The following is a 22846-nucleotide window of genomic DNA, read 5'->3' on the forward strand; positions in this document are numbered from 1 at the left end:
TTAAATGAAATAGCCGCTTATTCTACCTGGAATAACGTGGTACGCCAAACCACTGATGGTACCAACGGGGCATTATTTGCGCTCTTAACCCTTTGACAAACCAATTTTCAGCAAAAAAATGAATACTCACCTGCCCCTCAACCGCCGTGTCATACCACTGATAGCAATTCTGCTTATAGCGCATCATCACGCGGCTGGCGGGGAGTCGCCAGGCGCTGTAGCGCGCCACCGAGGCGAGTGCCACCCGTGCGGAAACGGTTCTGAGAAAAGGCGGCGAAGATGACGTGCCGCTGCCGTGATGCGCCACCTGCAATACGTCAGCGGGTAGCTCGGCGGGATAAAACCTCACCAGGTGATGCTCAGTTTTTGACTCAATGTCGCCGGTTAACAGCACACGCCATTTCCCGTCGCTCACAGAAACCACGCAGGAGTGATCGTTACCGGCCCGCTTCTCCCCCTCCTCAGGCCACAGTACCCGAAAGTTCAGCCCCTGCCACTGCCAGACTATGCCCCGGTGACAGGGCAAATGCCCCTCCGCACCGGGATTGCTGCGAACGCGGATACCCGGAAACGCGCGCTGGATACTGGCCAGCCCTCCCATATGGTCAAGGTGCTGGTGGCTGATAATCACCTGATCCAGCGTCAGGCCCTGCCACTTTAGCCAGGGCAGGATCTGGCTGAGTGCCGCGTCGCCGCTTTCCCAGCGATTCCCGGTATCATAAAGCGTAGCCTGCCCTCCTCGGGATATCACCACTGCCAGCCCATGCCCCACGTCCAGCATATCGACCCGCCAGTCCGCTCGGGTCGTATTAAGACGAAAGCAGAGCAGCGATACCGTAAAGGCCACCAGCGTCAGGGGTGAGGTTCGCCAGCTGCCGAAGCGTACAGCGAGAATGAGCAGCCATGCCAGCCCGCTCAGCCATAGCGCCAGCGTATTAACGTCCAGCCAGGCCGTCGGCAGCGCCCTCAGGGGCAGAAATGTCACTGCCAGCGTTCTGTCCGCGCCCCACCACAGCAGCTGGCTTAAGGACGTAAGGGGAGTAACAATGATGGCACACAGCAAAAGAGGGACGGTCAGCAGAGTAATAATTGGTATGGCCCAGAGATTCGCCAGCAGCGCGCTGAGGCTAAAGCCGTGAAAAATGACGACCTGAATCGGTAACAGCAGGAGGAACATGCCACACTGCACATGCAAAAGCCGCAGCAGCAGCCAGCGTTTTTTCCGCATAAACCTGGCCGGGAGTGGAAACCAGTGAAACCAAATCAACAGGCCCGCTACCGCCACGGCCGAGAGCCAGAGGCTGTCAGACAGCATGCTTAGCGGCTCAAAGAACAGTATCAAACCAATGCACATACACCATACCTGCCAGTTGCTGCAACAGATCCCACCCAGTCGGAGCAGACTCCAGGCGCTGAGTGCCAGCATCGCACGAATTGCAGGAGGATTGCCGCCGGAAAGCCAGGTGTATATCAGCGCTGCCAGCAGGCTGAGGAGCACAGGGAAGCGGTAGCCAATCCATCGCGGGGCAAACCCCAGCTGCATCAGTCGGGCAAACACCCAGCCAAGACTGGCCGCAAGGCCAATATGCATTCCTGATATCGCCATCAGATGTGCCGTGCCGGTTTCCCGCAGCAGCTGGCTGGTTTCACGGTTGATATCGCCCCGCTCACCGAAGGCCAGCGCCGAGATTACTGACTGCCAGACTAAATGCCCGTAGTTTTCCCTGCTTGCGGTTATGACGCGATGCCGCCAGCTGCACGCCGGTGTTACGAGAGCCGCTGCGAGAATTCTTCCCGTCAACGGCGTCTGGTTAGCCAGAGCGAAACGCTGTGCATCAAAGCTGCCCTCATTCAGCCGCGCGTGAACGGGTCGCAACCTGAGCCTCATCTGCCAGCGCTGACCTGCACAGTAAGTAACAGGTTCACTCTGTGCTTTTACCAGTGCATAAATGGGCGGAAAGACCGGCCTGCCGCCGACCTGTAGAAGGCGTAACTTCACCCGCTCTGACTGGGGCAGAAGCTGTTCGATACGCACCACCGCGTCAACCGGGCCAGTGCTTAACCCGGTTATCTGCTGCCCGATGCTGCGGCCTGCGCTGACCGACCAGACAACGATCAGCATAATCATTGCCAGATCGCTTGCCCCCCACCTTCGCAGAATCAGCAGCAGGCCCGCCGTAATCATCAGCAATGCGTCAAATCTGCTCCCCGGCAGCGATGGCAGGATCGTCAGCGGCAATGTGGCAATAATGACCCACACAGACAATCGGGTAAGAGAATAAGGCATGTCGGCACTCCTTTATTCCGGGAATACCAGTGTCCATGTATCAGGGAAGGAAATCAGCGGCGGAATCAGTGGGCTGGGGCAGGCACCGCAAACTATTTGGGCGTGTTACAGCTAATGGGGGATAATTGCGCGACCGCTTCCATTACTGCCCGGTGAACAGGATACAACTATGAAAGATGGACACTGGTATTTCCGGAATAGAGGATGCGTCTGGCAGACGTTTATTGCAGGCAAAAAAAAACGACACCGAAGTGTCGTTTTATCGCTGTAATGCTGTAAGCCTTAACCGTAGATATTTGCGCGATCCCGCAGCTCTTTTCCCGGTTTAAAGTGTGGAACGTACTTCCCTTCCAACTCTACTTTGTCACCCGTTTTAGGGTTACGGCCGGTACGCGGAGCGCGATAGTGCAAAGAGAAACTGCCGAAACCCCGGATTTCAATGCGTTCGCCATCGGCTAAGGTAGTAGCCATATGCTCAAGCATCTCTTTTACCGCATCCTCAACGACTTTCGCCGGAATATGAGAGTGCTGGCCAGCAAGTCGTTCTATAAGTTCTGACTTGGTCATAAAACCTCCGGTTAATCCTTGGAAAAGCTCTGACAGTAACGGTTATCAGGGCGACCTGTGCCGCCCTGATGGCAAAAGCTATTACTCGCCTTTAGCAGCTTTGAATGCTTCAGCCATAGCGCTGGAGAAGTTACCTTCTTCCTGTTTGGTGTTAACAGTGTTGATGGCTTCTTTCTCGTCAGCCTGGTCTTTCGCACGAACAGACAGGCTAACAACGCGGTTTTTACGGTCAACGCCAGTAAATTTCGCTTCAACATCGTCGCCGACGTTCAGAACCAGAGTCGCATCTTCAACGCGGTCCAGTGAAGCTTCAGAAGCGCGCAGGTAACCTTCCACGCCGTCTGCTAATTCAACTGTAGCACCTTTAGCATCAACAGCAGTCACTTTACCGTTAACAATCGCGCCTTTCTTGTTCAGAGAGACGTAGTTGTTGAACGGATCTTCTGCCAGCTGCTTAACGCCCAGGGAGATACGCTCGCGCTCTGCGTCAACCTGCAGAACCACAGCAGCGATTTCGTCGCCTTTCTTGTATTCACGAACCGCTTCTTCTCCGGTAGCGTTCCAGGAGATGTCAGACAGGTGAACCAGGCCGTCGATGCCGCCGTCCAGGCCGATGAAGATACCGAAGTCAGTGATTGACTTGATTTTACCTTCAACGCGGTCGCCCTTGTTGTGGGTCTCTGCAAACTGCTGCCATGGGTTGTTTTTACACTGCTTCAGACCCAGGGAGATACGACGACGTTCTTCGTCGATATCCAGAACCATAACTTCAACAACATCGCCAACGTTAACAACTTTAGACGGATGAATGTTTTTGTTGGTCCAGTCCATTTCTGAAACGTGTACCAGGCCTTCAACGCCTTCTTCGATTTCAACGAAGCAGCCGTAGTCGGTCAGGTTGGTTACGCGGCCAGTCAGACGAGTGGTTTCCGGGTAACGCTTAGCGATAGCAACCCATGGATCTTCGCCCAGCTGCTTCAGACCCAGAGAAACACGGGTACGCTCGCGGTCGAACTTCAGCACTTTAACGTTGATTTCGTCACCAACGTTCACGATTTCGCTTGGATGCTTAACGCGTTTCCAGGCCATATCAGTGATGTGCAGCAGGCCGTCAACGCCGCCCAGATCAACGAATGCACCGTAGTCAGTCAGGTTCTTAACGATACCTTTAACTTCCATGCCTTCCTGCAGGTTTTCCAGCAGCTGATCGCGCTCTGCGCTGTTTTCGGATTCGATAACGGCACGACGTGAAACCACCACGTTGTTACGCTTCTGATCCAGCTTGATTACTTTGAACTCAAGCTCTTTGCCTTCCAGGTGCAGCGTGTCGCGTACCGGACGAACGTCAACCAGTGAACCTGGCAGGAACGCACGAATACCGTTCAGCTCAACAGTGAAGCCACCTTTAACCTTGCCGTTGATAACACCGGTAACAGTTTCAGCGTCTTCGTAAGCTTTTTCCAGCGTGATCCATGCTTCGTGACGCTTAGCTTTCTCACGGGACAGCAGGGTTTCACCGAAGCCGTCTTCCACTGCATCCAGAGCAACGTCAACTTCGTCGCCAACCTGGATTTCCAGTTCGCCGGCTGCGTTTTTGAACTGCTCTGCAGGAATTGCAGATTCAGATTTCAGGCCCGCATCAACCAGAACGACGTCTTTGTCGATTGAGACAACAACGCCACGAACGATGGAACCCGGACGGGTTTCGATTGTTTTTAGGGATTCTTCAAATAGTTGAGCAAAAGATTCAGTCATATTGATAATCTTATGGATTCTTCAATTTAACGTCCACCTGACATCCTGACGGGTGGGGTTGTTTCACATGCCCCATGACGTCCATATCACAGGGTTAGATAAACTTTCGGGCCAGCTGGGCCCGGGTATCACTGCGGCAAAGAAAGTTTCTCACGCGCATAATTAAGCGAAATTTCAATAACCTGCTCAATCGTCATGCTGGTTGAATCCAGCACCAGCGCGTCCTCTGCCGGTATCAGTGGCGCAATGGCGCGATTACGGTCGCGTTCATCACGTTCTTTTATCTCGGATAAAAGGCGCTCAAAGTTAACACTAAAGCCCTTCTCCTGCAACTGTAGCATACGCCGCTGAGCGCGCTCTTCTGAACTGGCATCAAGGAAGATTTTTACCGGGGCATCCGGAAAAACCACGGTTCCCATATCGCGGCCGTCGGCAATCAGGCCAGGCGCCTCGCGAAACGCCCGCTGACGGCGCAGAAGCGCCTCGCGCACCCGTGGAAAGACGGCGACTTTTGATGCCGTATTACTCACCTCCTGGGTACGGATTTCAGCCGAAACGTTTTCACCTTCCAGGATAACGTCCAGTTCACCTTCGGTAGAGACAAAGCGAACGTCAAGATGAGCGGCAATCGGTACAAGGGCCTCTTCAGACGTAATGTCCACCTGATGATGAAGCGCCGCCAGCGCCAGCACTCGGTATATTGCGCCAGAATCCAGCAGATGCCACTGCAACGCCTCTGCCATCGCTTTACACAAGGTCCCTTTACCGGCACCGCCTGGACCATCAATCGTGATCACCGGAGCTATAGCCGTCATGTCGTTCTCCTGTAGCTGTAATGCCTGAGAAAAACGCCTCAGGCAAATATCGCCGCGCATTATACGCACCTTACGCCAGGATCGTTACCCCTTAAGCATAGTCGCTTCCAAAAAAGTGCACGACATGCGCAAAATGTCGTCAGAGAATATCAGGCGCTCGCTGGCAGGAGGCTGAATATCCGCTGCACTTTCAGCAGCGGATTTACAGATTTATGCCAGCGTGCTGATGCGGGAAAGCTGCTCGAAATAATCCGGGAACGTTTTGGCGGTACAGCCCGGATCGAGAAGGGTAACCGGCGAAGGGGAAAGCGCGACCAGGGAGAAGCACATCGCCATACGATGATCGTTATAGGTGCCAATCTCCGCATACCGAATAGCGGCGGGCGGCGTCACACGAATGTAATCGTTCCCCTCCTCCACTTCCGCACCGACCTTACGCAGCTCGATGGCCATCGCGGCCAGACGGTCGGTCTCCTTGACGCGCCAGTTGTAGATATTGCGCAATACCGTGGTGCCTTTGGCGAACAGTGCGGCGGTAGCAATGGTCATTGCCGCATCGGGAATATGATTCATATCCAGATCGATTGCGTTCAGTTCGCCGCGCGTACAGGCGATGTAGTCGTCGCCCCATTCAATAACGGCACCCATTTTTTCCAGTACGTCAGCAAACCGGATATCGCCCTGAACGCTGTTGCGCCCAATGCCGGTCACCTTAACGGTTCCCCCTTTAACGGCGGCGGCAGCCAGAAAATAGGAGGCGGATGAGGCATCTCCCTCGACCAGGTAATCGCCCGGTGAGACATAGCGTTGATTGCCGGTGATATGAAACACGCCGTAATGATCGTTTTTCACGGTCACGCCGAAGGTCGCCATCAGATTAAGGGTGATATCAATATAGGGTTTGGACACTAAATCGCCTTTAATAACGATCCTGGTGTCCCTTTTCGCCAGCGGTGCGGTCATCAGCAGCGCCGTCAGAAACTGGCTTGAGACGGAGCCATCCACTGACACCTCGCCGCCGTTAAAACCGCCTCTGAGGCGCAGCGGTGGATAGTTGTCCTGCTCAAGATAGTCGATCTCCGCTCCGCCCTGACGCAGCGCGTCAACCAGATGGCCAATCGGACGCTCCTTCATGCGCGGCTCGCCGGTCAGCACGATATCATTACGCCCCAGGCAAAGTGCGGCGGCCAGCGGTCGCATCGCCGTTCCGGCATTACCCAAAAATAACTCCAGCGATCCCTGAGCCTGTAGCGGGCCAGCCTGACCGGTGACCTCACAAACGGTACGATCGGTGGAAAGCTGATAGTTTACGCCAAGCGCCTGTAAGGCATTCAGCATATGGCGAACATCATCGCTGTCCAGCAGGTTGGTCAGACGCGTCGTGCCCGACGCCAGAGCGGCCAGCAGCAGGGCGCGATTGGACACGCTTTTAGAACCCGGCAGATTGACGGTGCCCTCTACCAGGGCAATGGGTTGTAAGGTCAGGGAATCCATTTAAGAGCTTTTCTCCAGAATAAATACGGTGAAACCCCGCAGCTTCGCGAGGTTTCAGTGAGGATGAGTCACGCCGTTGCTGCGCAGGGCGGTTCAGCCGTGGCGGCGTTCAAAGTCTTGCATAAAGTCGGTCAGCGCCTGGACGCCTTCCAGCGGCATAGCGTTATAGATTGAGGCGCGCATGCCCCCTACCGCGCGATGCCCCTTCAGCGCATGCAGACCCGCCGCCAGTGACTCCTCAATAAAGAGGTCGTCCAGCGACGCGTCGGCCAGCAGGAAAGGCACATTCATCCGCGAGCGGTTGCCAGTGGCGACGTCATTACGATAAAACGCGCTGCTGTCGATGGTCCCGTAGAGCAGATCGGCTTTCGCCTGGTTGCGCTTATCCATCTCAGAGACGCCGCCCTGCTCCTTCAGCCACTTAAACACCAGTCCGGAAAGATACCAGGCAAAGGTCGGCGGCGTGTTGAACATGGAGTCGTTGTCGCTGAGCACCTGGTAATCAAGCACCGAGGGCAGCACTTTGCTGGCCTTACCCAGCAGATCCTCACGCACCACCACCAGCGTCAGGCCAGCCGGACCAATATTTTTTTGCGCCCCCGCATAGATAACGCCGTAGCGGGACACATCAATCGGATGTGAAAGAATGGTTGAAGAGAGATCGGCGACCACCACTTTGTCACCAAAGTCCGGCTCTTCATGAATCGCGAGGCCGTCGATGGTTTCGTTCGGGCAGTAATGAACGTAGGCCGCGTCATCGGAAAGCCTCCAGCTGCTCATCGGCGTATTCGCGCGCAGGCCATCAACGGTGGTTTTGGCATCAATCACGTTCGGGGTGCAGTATTTACAGGCTTCTTTGATCGCGCTGTGCGCCCAGTACCCGCCGTCTATATAATCTGCCGTGCCGTGCTCACCCAGCAGGTTAAGTGGAACCGCCGCAAACTGCGCGCGCGCGCCGCCGTGACAGAACAACACCTTGTAATTGGCTGGAATTTTTAGCAAATCGCGAAAGTCTCTTTCGGCATCCTGCGCGACCTGAGTGAATTCCTTACTGCGGTGGCTTATCTCCATAACGGACGTCCCTAAGCCCTGCCAGTTACGAAGTTCCTGTTCGGCACGACGAAGCACTTCCACCGGCAGCATTGCTGGGCCGGAGCTAAAATTGAATACCTGACTCATTTCCCCTCACCACTTTCAGTTCAAACGATTCTCTTCTGCTATCGGTTTTATCATTGCCTCCCCGCTGCTGCAATGTTTTATCCTGACAGCCGACCCGCTCCCGCCGCGTTATCATTACCCCGACGGAGAGCGATATAGCGATTCATTAAGAAACCCCGTATCATTACGCGCTTTCTGCACAACCCAAAAAGAGTGGGACTATGACGCAAACATTTATTCCAGGCAAAGACGCCGCGCTGGAAGATTCCATCGCGCGCTTTCAGCTAAAACTGCAGGACCTGGGCTTCAATATTGAAGAAGCTTCATGGCTGAATCCGGTGCCGAACGTCTGGTCCGTCCATATTCGCGACCGCGACTGCCCGCTATGCTTTACCAACGGTAAAGGTGCCACGAAGAAAGCGGCGCTGGCCTCTGCGCTGGGAGAGTATTTCGAGCGTTTGTCGACCAACTACTTTTTTGCCGATTTCTGGCTGGGTAATAAAATTGCTCAGGGCGATTTTGTGCACTATCCCAATGAAAGATGGTTTCCTCTGACCGACGATGACGCGCTGCCGGAAGGCATTCTCGACCCGCGTCTGAAAGCGTTCTACGATCCGGAAAATGACGTAGCCGCCAGCGATCTGATCGATCTGCAATCCGGTAATGCCGAACGCGGTATCTGTGCCCTGCCCTTTACCCGTCAGTCAGACCAGAAAACGGTCTACATTCCGATGAATATTATCGGCAACCTGTACGTCTCTAACGGGATGTCGGCAGGGAATACGCCTGATGAAGCTCGCGTGCAGGGTCTCTCGGAGGTTTTTGAACGCTATGTGAAAAACCGCATTATCGCCGAGTCAATCAGCCTGCCTGCCATTCCCGAAGACGTGCTCAGCCGCTATCCGGGCGTTGTGGCATCCATTGAAAAGCTGGAGGCAGAAGGGTTCCCTATTTTCTCTTATGACGCCTCTCTTGGCGGCAACTATCCGGTTATCTGCGTGGTGCTGTTTAATCCACAAAACGGCACCTGCTTTGCCTCGTTTGGCGCGCACCCTGACTTTGGCGTGGCGCTGGAGCGTACGGTTACCGAACTGCTACAGGGTCGCAGCCTGAAGGATCTTGATGTCTTTACGCCACCAACCTTTGATGACGAAGAAGTGGCTGAACACACCAATCTGGAAACGCATTTTATCGACTCCAGTGGGTTGATTTCATGGGACCTGTTTAAAGACGATGCGGATTATCCCTTTGTCGACTGGCATTTTGAGGGTTCCACTCAGGAAGAGTTCGCCACGCTGATGGCAATCTTCAAAGCGGAAGATAAAGAAGTTTATATCGCCGATTATCAGCATCTTGATGTTTACGCCTGCCGCATCATTGTGCCGGGCATGTCTGATATTTATCCCGCCGAAGATCTGCTGCTGGCAAATAACAGCATGGGCGCTCCGCTGCGCGGCACGCTGCTTTCCCTGCCGGCAAGCCAGTGGGAAAAAGAGGACTATCTGGCCCTGATCGAGCGTCTGGACGAGGATGGTCACGATGATTTTACCCGCGTGCGCGAACTGCTGGGTCTGGCAACCGGGAAGGACAACGGCTGGTATACCCTGCGTATTGGTGAACTGAAAGCGATGCTGGCGCTTGCCGGTGGCGATCTCGATCAGGCGCTGATCTGGACCGAGTGGACCACCGATTTTAATGGTTCGACCTTCTCTCCTGCCCGCGCGAACTATTACCGCTGCCTGCAAACGCTGCTGTTGCTCAGTCAGGAAGATGAACGCGATCCGCTCCAGTATCATACGGCATTTGTTCGCATGTATGGACAGGACACCGTAGAGGCCGCCTCCGCCGCCATTAGCGGAGAAGCCCCTTTCTATGGCCTTCAGAGCGTTGATGAGGATCTGCTGGCCTTCCCGGCCCACCAGTCCCTGCTCGCCGCATATGAAAAGCTACAGCGTGCTAAGCGCACCTGGTGGCAGCAGAACTAACGCCTGACGTTTCGGCGATAATTCTGACGTAGCCAAAGGGCAGCAGCAAATGGCGTAGCTGCTGCCCAATTAATTCCGATTTTACCGTGCCTCTCCTCTCAGCCGTATCCTCCTCTCGTTAAATAAATATCCTTGTGAATAGCCCGCAGTAAAAGAGACAAAACGTGCTACTTTCAACTTTATTTTAGCCAATTAAAAAAGTTTTATTTCATATAATTCAGTAGCTTAATGCGAATAACATCATTAAAAACAGGGCTTTAAGCCCGATCGCACAGGGTGCGGCATGATCCAGGTCAATTTCTTACTGCCTGGGCTTTGTTACTATTTCATCGCTGACTAATTTTGGGAGACGTTAGTGTGAAAGCTGGCAACCCGTTCGACCTACTTCTACCGTCTGAAATGGCAAAAGTTGCCGAGGAAGCCGGTGTCTATAAAGCATCCAAACACCCCTTCACCACTTTTTTTCTGGCGATTACCGCTGGCGTATTTATTTCAATCGCCTTTGTTTTTTACATTACGGCTACGACCGGTGCCGAGGCCCTTCCGTGGGGCATGACGAAGCTGGTAGGCGGTATCTGCTTTTCACTGGGACTGATGCTGGTTGTTGTCTGCGGTGCCGATCTCTTCACCTCTACGGTGCTGACCATGGTGGCTAAGGCCAGCGGCCGCATCACCTGGGGGCAGCTGGCGCGTAACTGGATTAATGTTTATATCGGTAACTTTTTTGGCGCCGCTTTCTTTGTCGGACTGATCTGGTTCGCGGGCCAGCATATGGCGGCCAACGGGGCGTGGGGCCTGAATGTTCTGCAAACGGCCGACCACAAAATGCACCATACGTTTATCGAGGCCGTCTGTCTTGGCACCCTGGCGAATCTGATGGTCTGCATGGCGGTATGGATGAGCTACTCGGGCCGTACGCTGACCGATAAAATGCTGGCGATGGTGCTGCCCGTCGCGATGTTTGTTGCCAGCGGTTTTGAACACAGCATCGCGAATATGTTCCTGATCCCAATGGCTATCGTTATCAGGGATTTCGCCTCTCCTGAATTTTGGCATGCAACGGGCGCAACGGCGGCCCAGTTTTCGCACCTCACCGTTAAAGACTTTATTACTGATAACCTGATCCCGGTCACTCTCGGCAACATTATCGGCGGCGGTTTGCTGGTAGGCCTGACATACTGGGTCATCTATCTGCGAGATGGCGACCATCACTGATCGCCGACATTCATTTAGCTCCCGCGGCCAGGGCTGGCGGGACGGAAGAACTCAACGTAATTAAGGTAGGTATCAAATGAGCACACACAATGAAAAACAGGCCGCAGCCTGGGCGAGCTTTGCAGAAGGTGAATGGCAGAACAGCGTTAACGTTCGTGACTTCATCCAGAAAAACTACACGCCTTATGAGGGTGACGAATCTTTTCTGAGCGGTGCCTCTGAAGCCACTACTGCCCTGTGGGACAAGGTCATGGAAGGCATTAAGCTGGAAAACCGTACCCATGCGCCGGTAGATTTTGATACCGACCTGGCCTCTACCATTACCTCACATGACGCGGGCTACATTAATAAAAAGCTCGAGAAAATTGTTGGTTTACAAACTGAAGCTCCGCTGAAACGCGCACTTATTCCGTTCGGCGGCATCAAAATGGTTGAGGGTTCCTGTAAAGTTTACGGCCGTGAACTGGATCCGGGCCTGAAAAAAGTCTTTACCGAGTACCGTAAAACCCACAACCAGGGCGTATTTGATGTTTATACCCCTGACATTCTGCGCTGCCGTAAATCTGGCGTACTGACGGGTCTGCCCGATGCCTACGGACGTGGCCGCATCATTGGTGACTACCGCCGCGTGGCGCTGTACGGCATTGATATGCTGATGAAGGACAAGTTTGCTCAGTTTACCTCGCTGCAAAGCGATTTGGAAAACGGCGTCAATCTTGAAGCCACTATCCGCCTGCGTGAAGAGATTGCTGACCAGCATCAGGCGCTACAGCATATTAAAGAGATGGCGGCTAAGTACGGCTGCGATATCTCCGGCCCTGCAACCAACGCACAGGAAGCCGTACAGTGGACCTACTTCGGCTACCTGGCGGCGGTGAAGTCGCAAAATGGCGCAGCGATGTCCTTTGGTCGCGTATCCACCTTCCTGGATATTTACATCGAACGCGATCTGCAGGCCGGTAAAATCACCGAGCAGGATGCACAGGAGCTGATCGACCACCTGGTCATGAAGCTGCGTATGGTGCGCTTCCTGCGTACCCCAGAATACGATGAGCTGTTCTCAGGTGATCCAATTTGGGCAACGGAGTCGCTGGCCGGTATGGGCGTGGATGGTCGCACCCTGGTGACCAAAAACAGCTTCCGCTTCCTGAATACGCTCTACACCATGGGGCCATCTCCAGAACCGAACATGACCATTCTGTGGTCTGAGAAGCTGCCGCTTAACTTCAAAAAATATGCGGCGAAAGTCTCAATCGACACGTCGTCAGTTCAGTACGAAAACGACGACCTGATGCGTCCTGATTTCAACAACGATGATTATGCTATCGCCTGCTGCGTGAGCCCAATGATCGTCGGTAAACAGATGCAGTTCTTTGGCGCCCGCGCTAACCTGGCAAAAACCATGCTGTACGCGATTAACGGCGGCATGGACGAAAAAATGAAAATGCAGGTCGGTCCAAAAGAAGCCCCGATGATGGATGAGGTGCTGGACTACGATAAAGTGATGGCCCGGATGGATCACTTTATGGACTGGCTGGCTAAACAGTACGTGACCGCACTGAATGTGATTCACTACATGCACGACAAATACAGCTATGAAGCCTCGCTGATGGCGCTGCACGATCGTGATGTCTACCGGACTATGGCCTGTGGTATCGCGGGTCTGTCGGTGGCGGCTGACTCACTCTCCGCCATTAAATATGCGAAAGTCTCCACCATTCGTGATGAAGACGGCCTGGCGGTCGACTTCAAAATTGAAGGTGAATACCCGCAGTTCGGTAACAATGACTCCCGCGTCGATGATATCGCCTGTGACCTGGTTGAGCGCTTTATGAAGAAAATTCAGAAGCTGCACACCTATCGCGATGCGGTGCCCACTCAGTCCGTGCTGACCATCACCTCTAACGTGGTTTACGGCAAAAAAACCGGTAATACCCCGGATGGTCGTCGCTCAGGCGCACCGTTTGGACCCGGCGCTAACCCAATGCACGGTCGCGATCAGAAAGGTGCCGTTGCCTCCCTGACCTCGGTGGCGAAGCTCCCGTTTGCCTATGCGAAAGATGGTATCTCTTATACCTTCTCCATTGTGCCTAACGCACTGGGCAAAGATGATGACGTACGTAAAGCCAACCTTGCCGGATTGATGGACGGGTATTTCCACCATGAAGCCAGCATTGAAGGCGGCCAGCATCTTAACGTTAACGTGATGAACCGTGAAATGCTGCTGGATGCGATGGACAACCCGGAGAAATATCCACAGCTGACCATCCGTGTTTCAGGTTACGCGGTACGTTTCAACTCGCTGACCAAAGAGCAGCAGCAGGATGTGATTACGCGTACCTTTACTAAATCTTTGTAACGTTTACGCTGATAACAAAGGCTCCACATCGGTGGAGCCTTTTCCAGTCTTCTTTGCCAGCCGTCTTCAGGTTCACACCCTTTCGGGCTGCGGGCAAAACAGACTTAACGCAGCTTACAGACTGCGGCCCGCCACCGCGCGGGACTAACGTGGAGAATTCATCGCAATGTCAGTAAAAGGTCGCATCCATTCATTTGAATCCTGCGGGACCGTCGACGGCCCCGGCATCCGCTTTATCACCTTCTTTCAGGGCTGCCTGATGCGCTGCCTCTATTGCCACAACCGCGATACCTGGGATACGCACGGTGGTAAAGAGATAACCGTTGAAGAGCTGATGAAGGATGTGGTGTCCTATCGCCACTTTATGAATGCCTCCGGCGGCGGCGTAACCGCATCGGGCGGAGAAGCGATATTGCAGGCGGAGTTTGTGCGCGACTGGTTTCGCGCCTGCCATGCTGAAGGGATTAATACCTGTCTGGATACCAACGGTTTCGTTCGCCGCTACGATCCGGTCATTGATGAGCTGCTGGAGGTCACCGATCTGGTGATGCTGGATCTGAAGCAGATGAACGATGACGTGCACCAGATCCTCGTGGGTGTGTCCAACCACCGCACGCTTGATTTTGCCCGCTACCTCGCGAAGAAGAAAATCCGCACCTGGATCCGCTACGTGGTGGTGCCCGGCTATTCGGATGATGATGACTCTGCACACCGCCTGGGTGAATTTACCCGCGACATGGGTAACGTGGAGAAGATTGAGCTGCTGCCCTATCACGAACTGGGCAAGCATAAATGGGTTGCGATGGGTGAAGAGTATAAGCTTGATGGCGTTCATCCACCGAAAGCAGAGACCATGGACCGTGTAAAACATATACTTGAAGGCTACGGCCACAAGGTCATGTACTGACAGAAAAAGCCGGTTGGGCCGAACGGCTGTTTGTTATGGCCGCAAGGCTTTGCCGCCGTTTTGAACATAGTACGCCTTCGGCGTGAGCGGCGCAGCTTCGGGGGTTATCATGACTTCTGCTCCGTCTTATACTTTGCCCCATCTATATACCGCGACCCGCCAAACTGCTCTTCACCGGACTGTGCCCACTCCCGTGTCTACTGCCAGAGCTGTAAATATAAAGGCCTGCACAGTGCCTGCGGCATGAAATCATTGGAGCAGTGGATTGCTGAGCAGCAGCACATCATCTTTACCATACCTGCTGTGGCCCTTCTTTAACAACAACTGGCCACTACCAAACAGATTGTTCCGCTGCGCCAGGAAGAGATGATCGGACGTTTTTTCAGCCACGTTCCGGCACGCCATTTTAAGATGGTACATTACTCCGATTTTCTGGCTAACCGCAAACGGGGGAAGCTGTTCCAAAGATCTCCGAAACGCTGTCGGTGACTGGGCGGGAGATACCCAAACGTCCGGGATTAACGGGGCTGATGAAAGCGTTTATTGGTACTAATTCGTACCAATGTTTTTTGTGCAGGGACAGGCTGCGTTTAGCGGGGTCTGAGGCCCAACCGTACGCAAATGTTTGCTAAGTGCGGCATTTAATCTGCCATCACAAATCAATACTAATAAAAATGCATTTTTTCATAGTATTAGGATTACTAAGTTGCAAGCCCACTTAGGCTGGTATGTCTCACTTGATAAACAATTACCAGCCTTTGTATATGTTCCCGCTTACATTTTACTTACTTGTAGTTATTAATTTCCTCTCCACGAATAGCGCCCCACTCAAGTAATATACCAATCATTTCTTTCTTATTGTATTTTATCGCATTATCTAACATTGCATCAGCAGAATTAACTTTCCTGAATGCCTTATTCGGTTCTACTAGCCCAGGATCCAAAAAATCTTTCAGAATTTTCTCATCCGCAGAGTGACCGCTTAGTAAAAACTAGATATCATAAAGAAAATTTGAAATTTTAATTAAATCCCTTCCAGTGAATCTGAATTTTGATAATAACAAATCGACAACATCTTTTTTAGAGTGTTCTATAGCAAGCCTCATAACTTTACATGCTTCATCCTTGTTTCTAATATGTACTGAAAGAGCTTCAAAATTAGATACTTTAACCGCATCCTCTGCACTTAATTCTCGTAACTTTACTTCTTTAAAAGTATCAGTGCTAACCATTCTCGGGACATGAAACTCTGGTTGAAATACAAAGTTCAGAATTTTATCTAAATTTTCGCTATCCAGGTTTTTATTCATAGCAAATTTTTTAAACTCTGTATCATTGCTGTTTCTAAGGAAATCTATGAGGTGTAACCCCAGTCCAAGCCTCATGTCTTTAGTATTAAAGATAGGAACATCTTTTATACCTTTTTCCCCATGAACATTACGGTCAATTTCACTTCTTACCTCAGAGAATTGACCTATGAATTTCTTATGTTCGTGCATAAATGCCGGTGGTATTCTGTTATTAAAATGATCAGTCAACGTCAGATACCCATGAGAAAACTGTTCATCAACTATATAAGCATTGGCTCCAAAATCTACAGTTGAATGGCGGGTATTGAGAGGGAGTTGAGCTTTATCGCCAGAAAATTCGACGCCAAAAAAAACAAAATCATGATTACTTAAACATTTTATATCTTCTGGGTAGGTATTTTTTGCAGTGCTAATCTCACTAGATTGCAACTTATTCAACGACATAATGTTAAGTATTCCAGCGGAATCTACCAAATTTGAATTACTTTGATGTCTGAAATGGATTTTGGCATCTACCACTTTACTTAGCAAAACCTTTTCCTGCGCGGTCATATTTTGGATTTTTTCTTTTATTTTAGTTAAATAATTTTTTGATACATTATTAAGATGCTGTAGTGAGTGTAATGAAGCTTTCCGTGCTGATGAATCTGTCAGAGCGATGCCTAATTCTCTGAAGTTAGAACCTTTAGAAAACATTCTATGATAGCTCTGAGCGGCCACTACTTTCTTAAAAAACGCTTTTATTACATCTGCACTTCTGTTCTTTAAATCACTACTCTTAAAAATTGTATCCGGAGAGTTTTGTATAGAAATACAATATTTCATGGTGTTACTTATTCCCTTTGCAGTTTCTCTATCTGGCGGAAGGCAAGCAAAATTATTTTGCTGATCATTTACTAATGAATGTGTTAACTTCATAACTAATTTCTCCTTGTATACATATTCATTTTGACTGAAATTATCGTGGCAGCCTATAATGACAGGCCTTATTTTTTCAAATGTAAATCACTAATGAATTATTCTTATAATAGCCTGGGTCTTAAAAAAATTTTTTCCGCATCCTGACAACTGAAGTGCATCCCTCTGCGAATTCAGGTTCTGGTCATCGGTTGAGATCCTGGCATATCCGATTAACATGATTTCACCCACATATTGTCAATATACTCGTTACTGTGACCTCGATGTTAACATCGTTTAACTTACCCGGTATATTAACAAACGCTCTTCAGTCGTTCTGTTTAAGCACAAAGCGGAAAACAGAAGTAAAGAAAACGACCGTATAGGTGACAGGTGACAGGTGACAGGTGACAGGTGACAGGTGACAGGTGCAAAATGTTAACAGGATATATGCGAGTGTCAAAAACAGATGGTTCGCAGTCGGATAATTTACAGCGTGATGCGCTGATTGCCGCTGGTGTTATGGTTGCTCATCTTTATGAGGACCGGGCATCAGGCAAACGCGAAGATCACCCTGGGCTAGTAGCCTGTCTGAAAGCACTATGACCCGGCGAACGCTGTACAGACGTAGATCCCCTGATGGTCAACTGCGTTCTGACGGAATAAAACTTCTCAACCGGAATTAGACCTGTTAATTAAATTTTTTTATTGAAAGTATTATATGAATACGAATGGAAAAAATGGTCATTTATATTATATAACAAAATAGAATGGTCCTCTTTTACTATTATTACATGGCTTGCTGATGGATGGAAATTCATGGCTCACTAATGGGTTAGTTGAGACTCATAGCAAAAATTTTGTGTAGCATATCCTGATATGTTGGGGCAAGGAATGCGTGATAAACCAGTTGAAGCTGGTCTTTATGAGCAGGGCAAGCAGAAGAAACGGATGAATGGCCACTGTGACGGTTATAATTGTGTGAAACCAGAATGCGTGATTGTATGAAAACGCACTTAGCGTACGTTATCGTACGGATGGGCTTCAGCCCCCTTAGCCGGCACCCAGGCCTGTGCGCATGCGATGGAATCGCTGTTGGAAAGGCTACGGGGTATGGAGAAAAAGCGATGGCTACGAATGCTGGATCAGTGTGCCTGAAAAATGGATTTAAGGTTAAAATACAATTAAAAAGGCATTTGTACACATAAACTAACACATGGCCGCGCCATCAGCGGATGGTTCGTGCTGATATCCATGGTCAGATACTCTCAAAAGAAGCGATTGAAATTTCTAACCATGAACGAACAGTCAGCCTGCGGCCTCTCTGTTATCTGCCCTTCTCAGGCATGCGCCACCGGCGTAGCCTGCTTGTCTTCTTTACGCAGTAGCATGACCAGATAGACCAGGGCTACGGCTGCAATCATCACGAAGAGTACGCGATCCGAATAGTTTTGCATCAGCACCGAGGTCATTGCCGGGCCGAGCAGGCTGCCAGTGGTATAACTCAGCAGCAGCGCCTGATTCATCGCCACCAGTTCATGATGCGCCACGGTCTCACAGGCCCATGACATGGCGACCGGATAAAGGGTGAACCCGGCGCATCCGAGGATAAACAGGGCCGGCGCCATTGCGGCGTGGCTCATCATCGCCAGCGCGCCAAGGATCACCACGAATACCTGCACACGCAGCACCAGCAGGCGACCATAGCGATCGGCCAGGCGGCCCACCGGCCACTGCCCGACAATTCCGGCGCTGACCAGCAGCGCCATCCAGTACCCGACCGTAGCATCGCTCATACCCTGATGCGAAAGATAGAGCGGCATCAGGCCATAAAGCGAACCGAGAAGGATCCCGGAGATGATGCAGCCATTGATGCCGAGACGCGCGCTGCGACGACGCAGCATCGGCCACATACGTCCGGGAGCGGCCTCTTCATCATCCCCTTTCGCCGTGATGCGGGTAAATACCAGCGGCAGCATGGCAGAAATTACCAGGGCGGTGACCCAGGGGAGAACCGTTAGCAGCGCCGTGCCTCCCTTGCTGACCACCAGCTGTCCGACAACGGTGCCAATATAATAAACGATCATATAGGCGGCCAGCAGCTGGCCGCGATTGCGCAGGGTACCGCTGCACAGCAATGCGCTCTCCACCACCACCCAGATCAGGGCACAGCCTATCCCGGCGACGAAGCGCCAAAGCGTCCAGGCCCAGAAGCCACTCTCCAGCCCCAGCGCCGCCGTTGCCATGGCGAACAGCACCGAAGCCAGATAGTAGCTGCGGTTGAATCCCAGCCGCTTAATGATTATCCCTGCAATTAGCGTGCCCGCCAGGTTACCGGTGTAGTAGGCCGAACTGACCACGCCTACCTGCCAGGTCGTTAAGGCATCATGCGTGAGCCACAGCGGCACCAGCGTATTCAGTACGGCGATGGCAATGGTCATCAAAAGCAGGCCGCAAAGCAGCACAATGACAGGGCGGGACCAGGTGGACATTGTCAGTTAATAACCAGAAATATGGGAGATTTTGCGCGCATAATGCCACCGGCATAATTAATGTCAATGGGCTTAAATCACGCTCAGCACGATTTGCCAGCGGACGCCTCAAACCACCAATAAAAAAGCCCGCGGGCATCGCTGCCAGCGGGCTTTTAAACAAGGCTAATCCTGTTAGCCGATTGAGGTCAGGCCCTTCATATAAGGGCGCAGCACGTCAGGAACCCTGATAGTGCCATCGGCCTGCTGATAGTTTTCCAGCACCGCCACCAGCGTACGCCCAACGGCCAGACCTGAACCATTCAGGGTATGCACCAGACGTGGCTTCTTCTCCGTTTTGGTGCGGCAGCGGGCCTGCATGCGACGCGCCTGGAAATCACCCATGTTGGAGCAGGAAGAGATTTCACGATAGGTATTCTGCGCCGGAAGCCACACTTCCAAATCGTAGGTCTTACAGGCACCAAAGCCCATATCACCGGTACACAGCAGCACCTTACGATACGGCAGCTCAAGCTGCTGAAGGACTTTCTCGGCGTGACCGACCAGCTCCTCAAGCGCCTGCATGGAGTCTTCCGGACGCGTGATCTGGACCATCTCCACTTTGTCGAACTGATGCATACGGATCAGCCCGCGCGTGTCACGACCGTAAGCGCCCGCTTCAGAACGGAAACAAGGCGTATGGGCCGTAAACTTCAGCGGCAGCGACTCCTCTTCCAGAATTTCATCGCGAACCAGATTGGTCAGCGGAACTTCCGAGGTTGGAATTAATGCGTAGTCGCTGCTGGAGGCCTCTTCTTCCAGCGGCCGGGTATGGAACAGATCCTCACCGAACTTGGGCAGCTGACCCGTCCCGTACAGCGATGCGTGATTCACCAGGTAGGGTACGTAGGTTTCAAGGTAGCCGTGCTGCTCGGTATGCAGATCCAGCATAAACTGGCTGAGCGCACGATGCATAAGGGCTATCTGCCCTTTCATCACCACAAAGCGCGAACCGGTTAGCTTAGTCGCAACGGCAAAATCCAGACCACCCGCCATTTCACCCAGTTCAACGTGATCGCGCACGGTAAAGGCCAGGTTTGCAGGCTCTCCCCAGCGGCTGACTTCCAGATTCTCACTGTCGTCTTTACCGTCAGGCACTTCATCAGCCGGTATATTCGGCATCGCCAGCGCAACGTCGCGAATCGCGTTCTGCAGCGTCTCTAGTTCAGCTTTCGCGGCGTCAAGACGTTCACCCAGTGCGTTCACTTCCTGACGCAACGGCTCAATATCTTCCCCACGCGCTTTGGCCTGGCCGATCGTTTTGGATCGGGAGTTACGTTCTGCCTGCAACGTTTCTGTTTCGACCTGCAAAACTTTACGACGCTCTTCGTGAGCGCGTAACGTATCAACGTCCAGCTTAAAGCCCCGACGTGCCAGTTTTTCAGCGACTGCGTCTGGCTCATTACGCAGCAGATTGGGATCGAGCATGCTAGTCCTGTGCTTAATATGATTGAGTGAATAAAAGCGGGACGCATTCGATCAGCGAATGCGTTGAATTCCTTGCTAACCTTACCGCAACGCCACTGTCAACGATAGCGTTTTGTCGGGCTATTTTGATCCTGCTCAGCAAGCCAGGTGAGCTTTTCACCAATTTTACCTTCAAGACCGCGAGAGGTCGGCTGATAATAGCGAGTGTGGGCCATTTTCTCCGGAAAATAGTCCTCTCCGGCCGCATAAGCATGGGGTTCATCATGCGCATAGCGATACTCCGCGCCCAGCCCCATCTCTTTCATCAGTCGGGTGGGGGCGTTACGCAGATGTTCCGGCACATCATAATCAGGATTTTCCCGCGCATCGCGCATCGCTGACTTGAATGCGGTGTAGACGGCATTACTTTTTGGCGCGCAGGCCAGGTAGACGATCGCCTGCGCGATCGCCCTTTCGCCTTCTGCCGGGCCGACGCGAGTAAAACAGTCCCATGCCGAAATCGCCACCTGCATGCCGCGCGGATCGGCGTTGCCGACATCTTCCGACGCAATAGCCAGCAGTCGACGGGCAACGTACAGCGGATCGCCACCGGCGGTGATGATCCTGGCGTACCAGTAAAGCGCCGCATCGGGGGCGGAACCGCGAATCGATTTGTGCAGCGCCGAGATAAGGTCGTAATAGCGATCGCCCTTGTTATCGAATCTGGCGCTGCGTTCACCGCTGACCTCATTCAGAAGCTTTGGCGTCAGCTCACGCTTGCCCTGCGCGTTGACTTCGGCCATATCGGCCATCATCTCCAGCGTATTGAGAGCACGGCGTGCATCGCCGCTCACCAGCGCGGCAATCATGCGCCGCGTTGCCTCCGGCAGTTCAATATTTTCCGCGCCGTAGCCGCGTTCGCTGTCGTTCATCGCCTGGGTCAGCACCGTTTCGATATCCTCATCGGTGAGTGATTTCAGCAGATACACTCTGGCACGGGACAGGAGCGCTGAATTCAGCTCGAACGAGGGGTTTTCGGTGGTGGCACCGATAAAGGTAATGGTGCCGTCTTCGATATGCGGCAGGAAGGCATCCTGCTGGCTTTTATTGAAGCGGTGGACCTCATCAACAAACAGGATCGTGCGTCGCCCGGCATTCCGGTTCTGCCTGGCCCGTTCAATCGCCTCGCGGATATCTTTGACCCCGGACGTCACCGCAGAGATGCGCTCGACATCGGCCTGACCATAATGGCCAATAATCTCGGCTAACGTCGTTTTACCCGTACCTGGCGGCCCCCACAGGATCATTGAATGCAGATGACCCGCCTCTATGGCGCGGGGAAGCGGCTTATCCGTCGCCAGCAGATGTTGCTGGCCGATATATTCAGCCAGCGTACGTGGCCGCATACGGGCGGCCAGAGGCTGAAATTCATTATGGGAGAAATCCAGAGACAGAGTGCTCACGCTGACCTCACTTACGCTGGTCGTCCAGCGTTACGCCTTTCGGCGGCGTAAAACGGAATTTATCGGCAGCGATTGCGCCATTTTGCTGGCTCTTAAGCGCGTAGCTACTGCGCTGACCGTCCTGCTCCACCGCGCTGAACTGATTGATTGTACCGTTGGTGGAGACGTTGATGGTGAACTGTTTCAGATTGCCATCAGCAGATTTTGGCGTCAGCTCAAAGTTGTCACCCAGCTGCTTAATATTGTACTGCTTCCAGTCACTGCCCTGGTTACGCGCAATCAGCATAAAGGGCGTGTTGCTGGTGGCATCTTTCAGCCAGGATGCACTTACCTGCTCCACGAACGGATTGTAAAACCACAGGGTTTTACCGTCAGAAATCAGGGTGCTTTCGTCCGGTGCCGTCATATGCCAGTTAAACAGATCTGGCCGCTTGACCCACAGTTCACCTTCGCCGTCCTGCACCGACTGGCCGCTGCCATCGGTCACTTTTTGGGTGAAACTGGCGTGAAAGCTTTTGACCTTATCCAGACGCTGCTGCAGGTCAGAAGAAGCATCGGCGAAGACGCTGGCCGATGCAAAAGCAGCCATCACACAGCAGGAAATCATCAGTTTTTTCATTACGGCATCCTTATTAAAACTTTTTTATCCCATAAGCGGGGAAGCATTCGTGGATAACTGTAGCCAGGGCCGGAGGA

General features: G+C 52.4%; 14 protein-coding genes and 4 pseudogenes. 6 read left to right on the forward strand and 12 right to left on the reverse strand.

The annotated features are described in order from the left end of the window. Positions 1-22: 22 nt before the first annotated feature. The 6 genes from AC4PCC_RS13400 to serC form a co-directional block, all read right to left on the reverse strand. A complete protein-coding gene (locus tag AC4PCC_RS13400) occupies positions 23-2287 on the reverse strand; it encodes a ComEC family protein (RefSeq protein WP_492124851.1) in 2265 nt (754 codons plus the stop codon). A gap of 282 nt (positions 2288-2569) precedes the next feature. Continuing rightward, on the reverse strand, positions 2570-2854 hold the full coding sequence (gene ihfB, locus AC4PCC_RS13405; protein WP_067702844.1) for an integration host factor subunit beta: 285 nt from the start codon (positions 2852-2854) through the stop codon (positions 2570-2572). Between the two features lie 81 nt (positions 2855-2935). Then, complete coding sequence (gene rpsA, locus AC4PCC_RS13410) at positions 2936-4609, reverse strand: 30S ribosomal protein S1 (RefSeq protein WP_067702841.1); 1674 nt, start codon at positions 4607-4609, stop codon at positions 2936-2938. 128 nt (positions 4610-4737) lie between these two features. Continuing rightward, positions 4738-5424 carry a (d)CMP kinase gene (gene cmk, locus AC4PCC_RS13415; protein ID WP_492124852.1) on the reverse strand — a complete coding sequence of 229 codons (687 nt, stop codon included), beginning with the start codon at positions 5422-5424 and terminating at the stop codon, positions 4738-4740. Positions 5425-5634: 210 nt separating this feature from the next. Beyond that, positions 5635-6918, reverse strand: coding sequence for a 3-phosphoshikimate 1-carboxyvinyltransferase (gene aroA, locus AC4PCC_RS13420; protein ID WP_492124853.1), 1284 nt, complete (start codon positions 6916-6918; stop codon positions 5635-5637). A 93-nt stretch (positions 6919-7011) separates the two neighbouring features. Beyond that, positions 7012-8097 carry a 3-phosphoserine/phosphohydroxythreonine transaminase gene (serC, locus tag AC4PCC_RS13425; protein ID WP_492124854.1) on the reverse strand — a complete coding sequence of 362 codons (1086 nt, stop codon included), beginning with the start codon at positions 8095-8097 and terminating at the stop codon, positions 7012-7014. A 200-nt stretch (positions 8098-8297) separates the two neighbouring features. Between serC and ycaO the strand changes: the two genes are divergently transcribed. From ycaO to AC4PCC_RS13450, 5 genes and pseudogenes are all read left to right on the forward strand, one after another. After that, entirely contained in the window at positions 8298-10061 is a 1764-nt protein-coding gene (gene ycaO / locus AC4PCC_RS13430) for a 30S ribosomal protein S12 methylthiotransferase accessory factor YcaO (RefSeq protein WP_492124855.1), read from the forward strand. 357 nt (positions 10062-10418) lie between these two features. Then, on the forward strand, positions 10419-11276 hold the full coding sequence (gene focA, locus AC4PCC_RS13435; RefSeq protein ID WP_345831267.1) for a formate transporter FocA: 858 nt from the start codon (positions 10419-10421) through the stop codon (positions 11274-11276). A 76-nt stretch (positions 11277-11352) separates the two neighbouring features. Beyond that, positions 11353-13635: a formate C-acetyltransferase gene (gene pflB / locus AC4PCC_RS13440; protein ID WP_492124856.1), complete on the forward strand. Its 2283-nt coding sequence runs from the start codon at positions 11353-11355 to the stop codon at positions 13633-13635. Positions 13636-13801: 166 nt separating this feature from the next. Further along, positions 13802-14542 carry a pyruvate formate lyase 1-activating protein gene (pflA, locus tag AC4PCC_RS13445; protein WP_345831266.1) on the forward strand — a complete coding sequence of 247 codons (741 nt, stop codon included), beginning with the start codon at positions 13802-13804 and terminating at the stop codon, positions 14540-14542. A 165-nt stretch (positions 14543-14707) separates the two neighbouring features. Further along, positions 14708-15174 (forward strand): annotated as a pseudogene (locus AC4PCC_RS13450) (hypothetical protein); the annotation flags it as partial. A 153-nt stretch (positions 15175-15327) separates the two neighbouring features. Here AC4PCC_RS13450 and AC4PCC_RS13455 read toward each other — a convergent pair. Both AC4PCC_RS13455 and AC4PCC_RS13460 read right to left on the reverse strand, forming a co-directional pair. After that, positions 15328-16770: pseudogene (locus tag AC4PCC_RS13455) on the reverse strand (T3SS effector OspC family protein). A 126-nt stretch (positions 16771-16896) separates the two neighbouring features. Continuing rightward, a pseudogene (locus AC4PCC_RS13460) lies at positions 16897-16989 on the reverse strand (recombinase family protein); the annotation flags it as partial. Positions 16990-17184: 195 nt separating this feature from the next. On the opposite strand from AC4PCC_RS13460, the pseudogene AC4PCC_RS13465 reads away from it, so the two are divergent. Next, positions 17185-17352, forward strand: a pseudogene (locus AC4PCC_RS13465) (recombinase family protein); the annotation flags it as partial. 737 nt (positions 17353-18089) lie between these two features. Here the strand turns inward: AC4PCC_RS13465 and AC4PCC_RS13470 are convergent. The 4 genes from AC4PCC_RS13470 to lolA form a co-directional block, all read right to left on the reverse strand. Then, positions 18090-19241: an MFS transporter gene (locus AC4PCC_RS13470; protein ID WP_492124857.1), complete on the reverse strand. Its 1152-nt coding sequence runs from the start codon at positions 19239-19241 to the stop codon at positions 18090-18092. A gap of 174 nt (positions 19242-19415) precedes the next feature. Further along, positions 19416-20708, reverse strand: coding sequence for a serine--tRNA ligase (gene serS, locus AC4PCC_RS13475; protein ID WP_492124858.1), 1293 nt, complete (start codon positions 20706-20708; stop codon positions 19416-19418). A gap of 98 nt (positions 20709-20806) precedes the next feature. Next, positions 20807-22150, reverse strand: coding sequence for a replication-associated recombination protein A (locus AC4PCC_RS13480; protein ID WP_067702814.1), 1344 nt, complete (start codon positions 22148-22150; stop codon positions 20807-20809). A 7-nt stretch (positions 22151-22157) separates the two neighbouring features. Then, on the reverse strand, positions 22158-22769 hold the full coding sequence (gene lolA / locus AC4PCC_RS13485; protein WP_067702811.1) for an outer membrane lipoprotein periplasmic chaperone LolA: 612 nt from the start codon (positions 22767-22769) through the stop codon (positions 22158-22160). Positions 22770-22846 lie beyond the last annotated feature (77 nt).

This window comes from Erwinia sp. L03-1, from assembly GCF_058686115.1.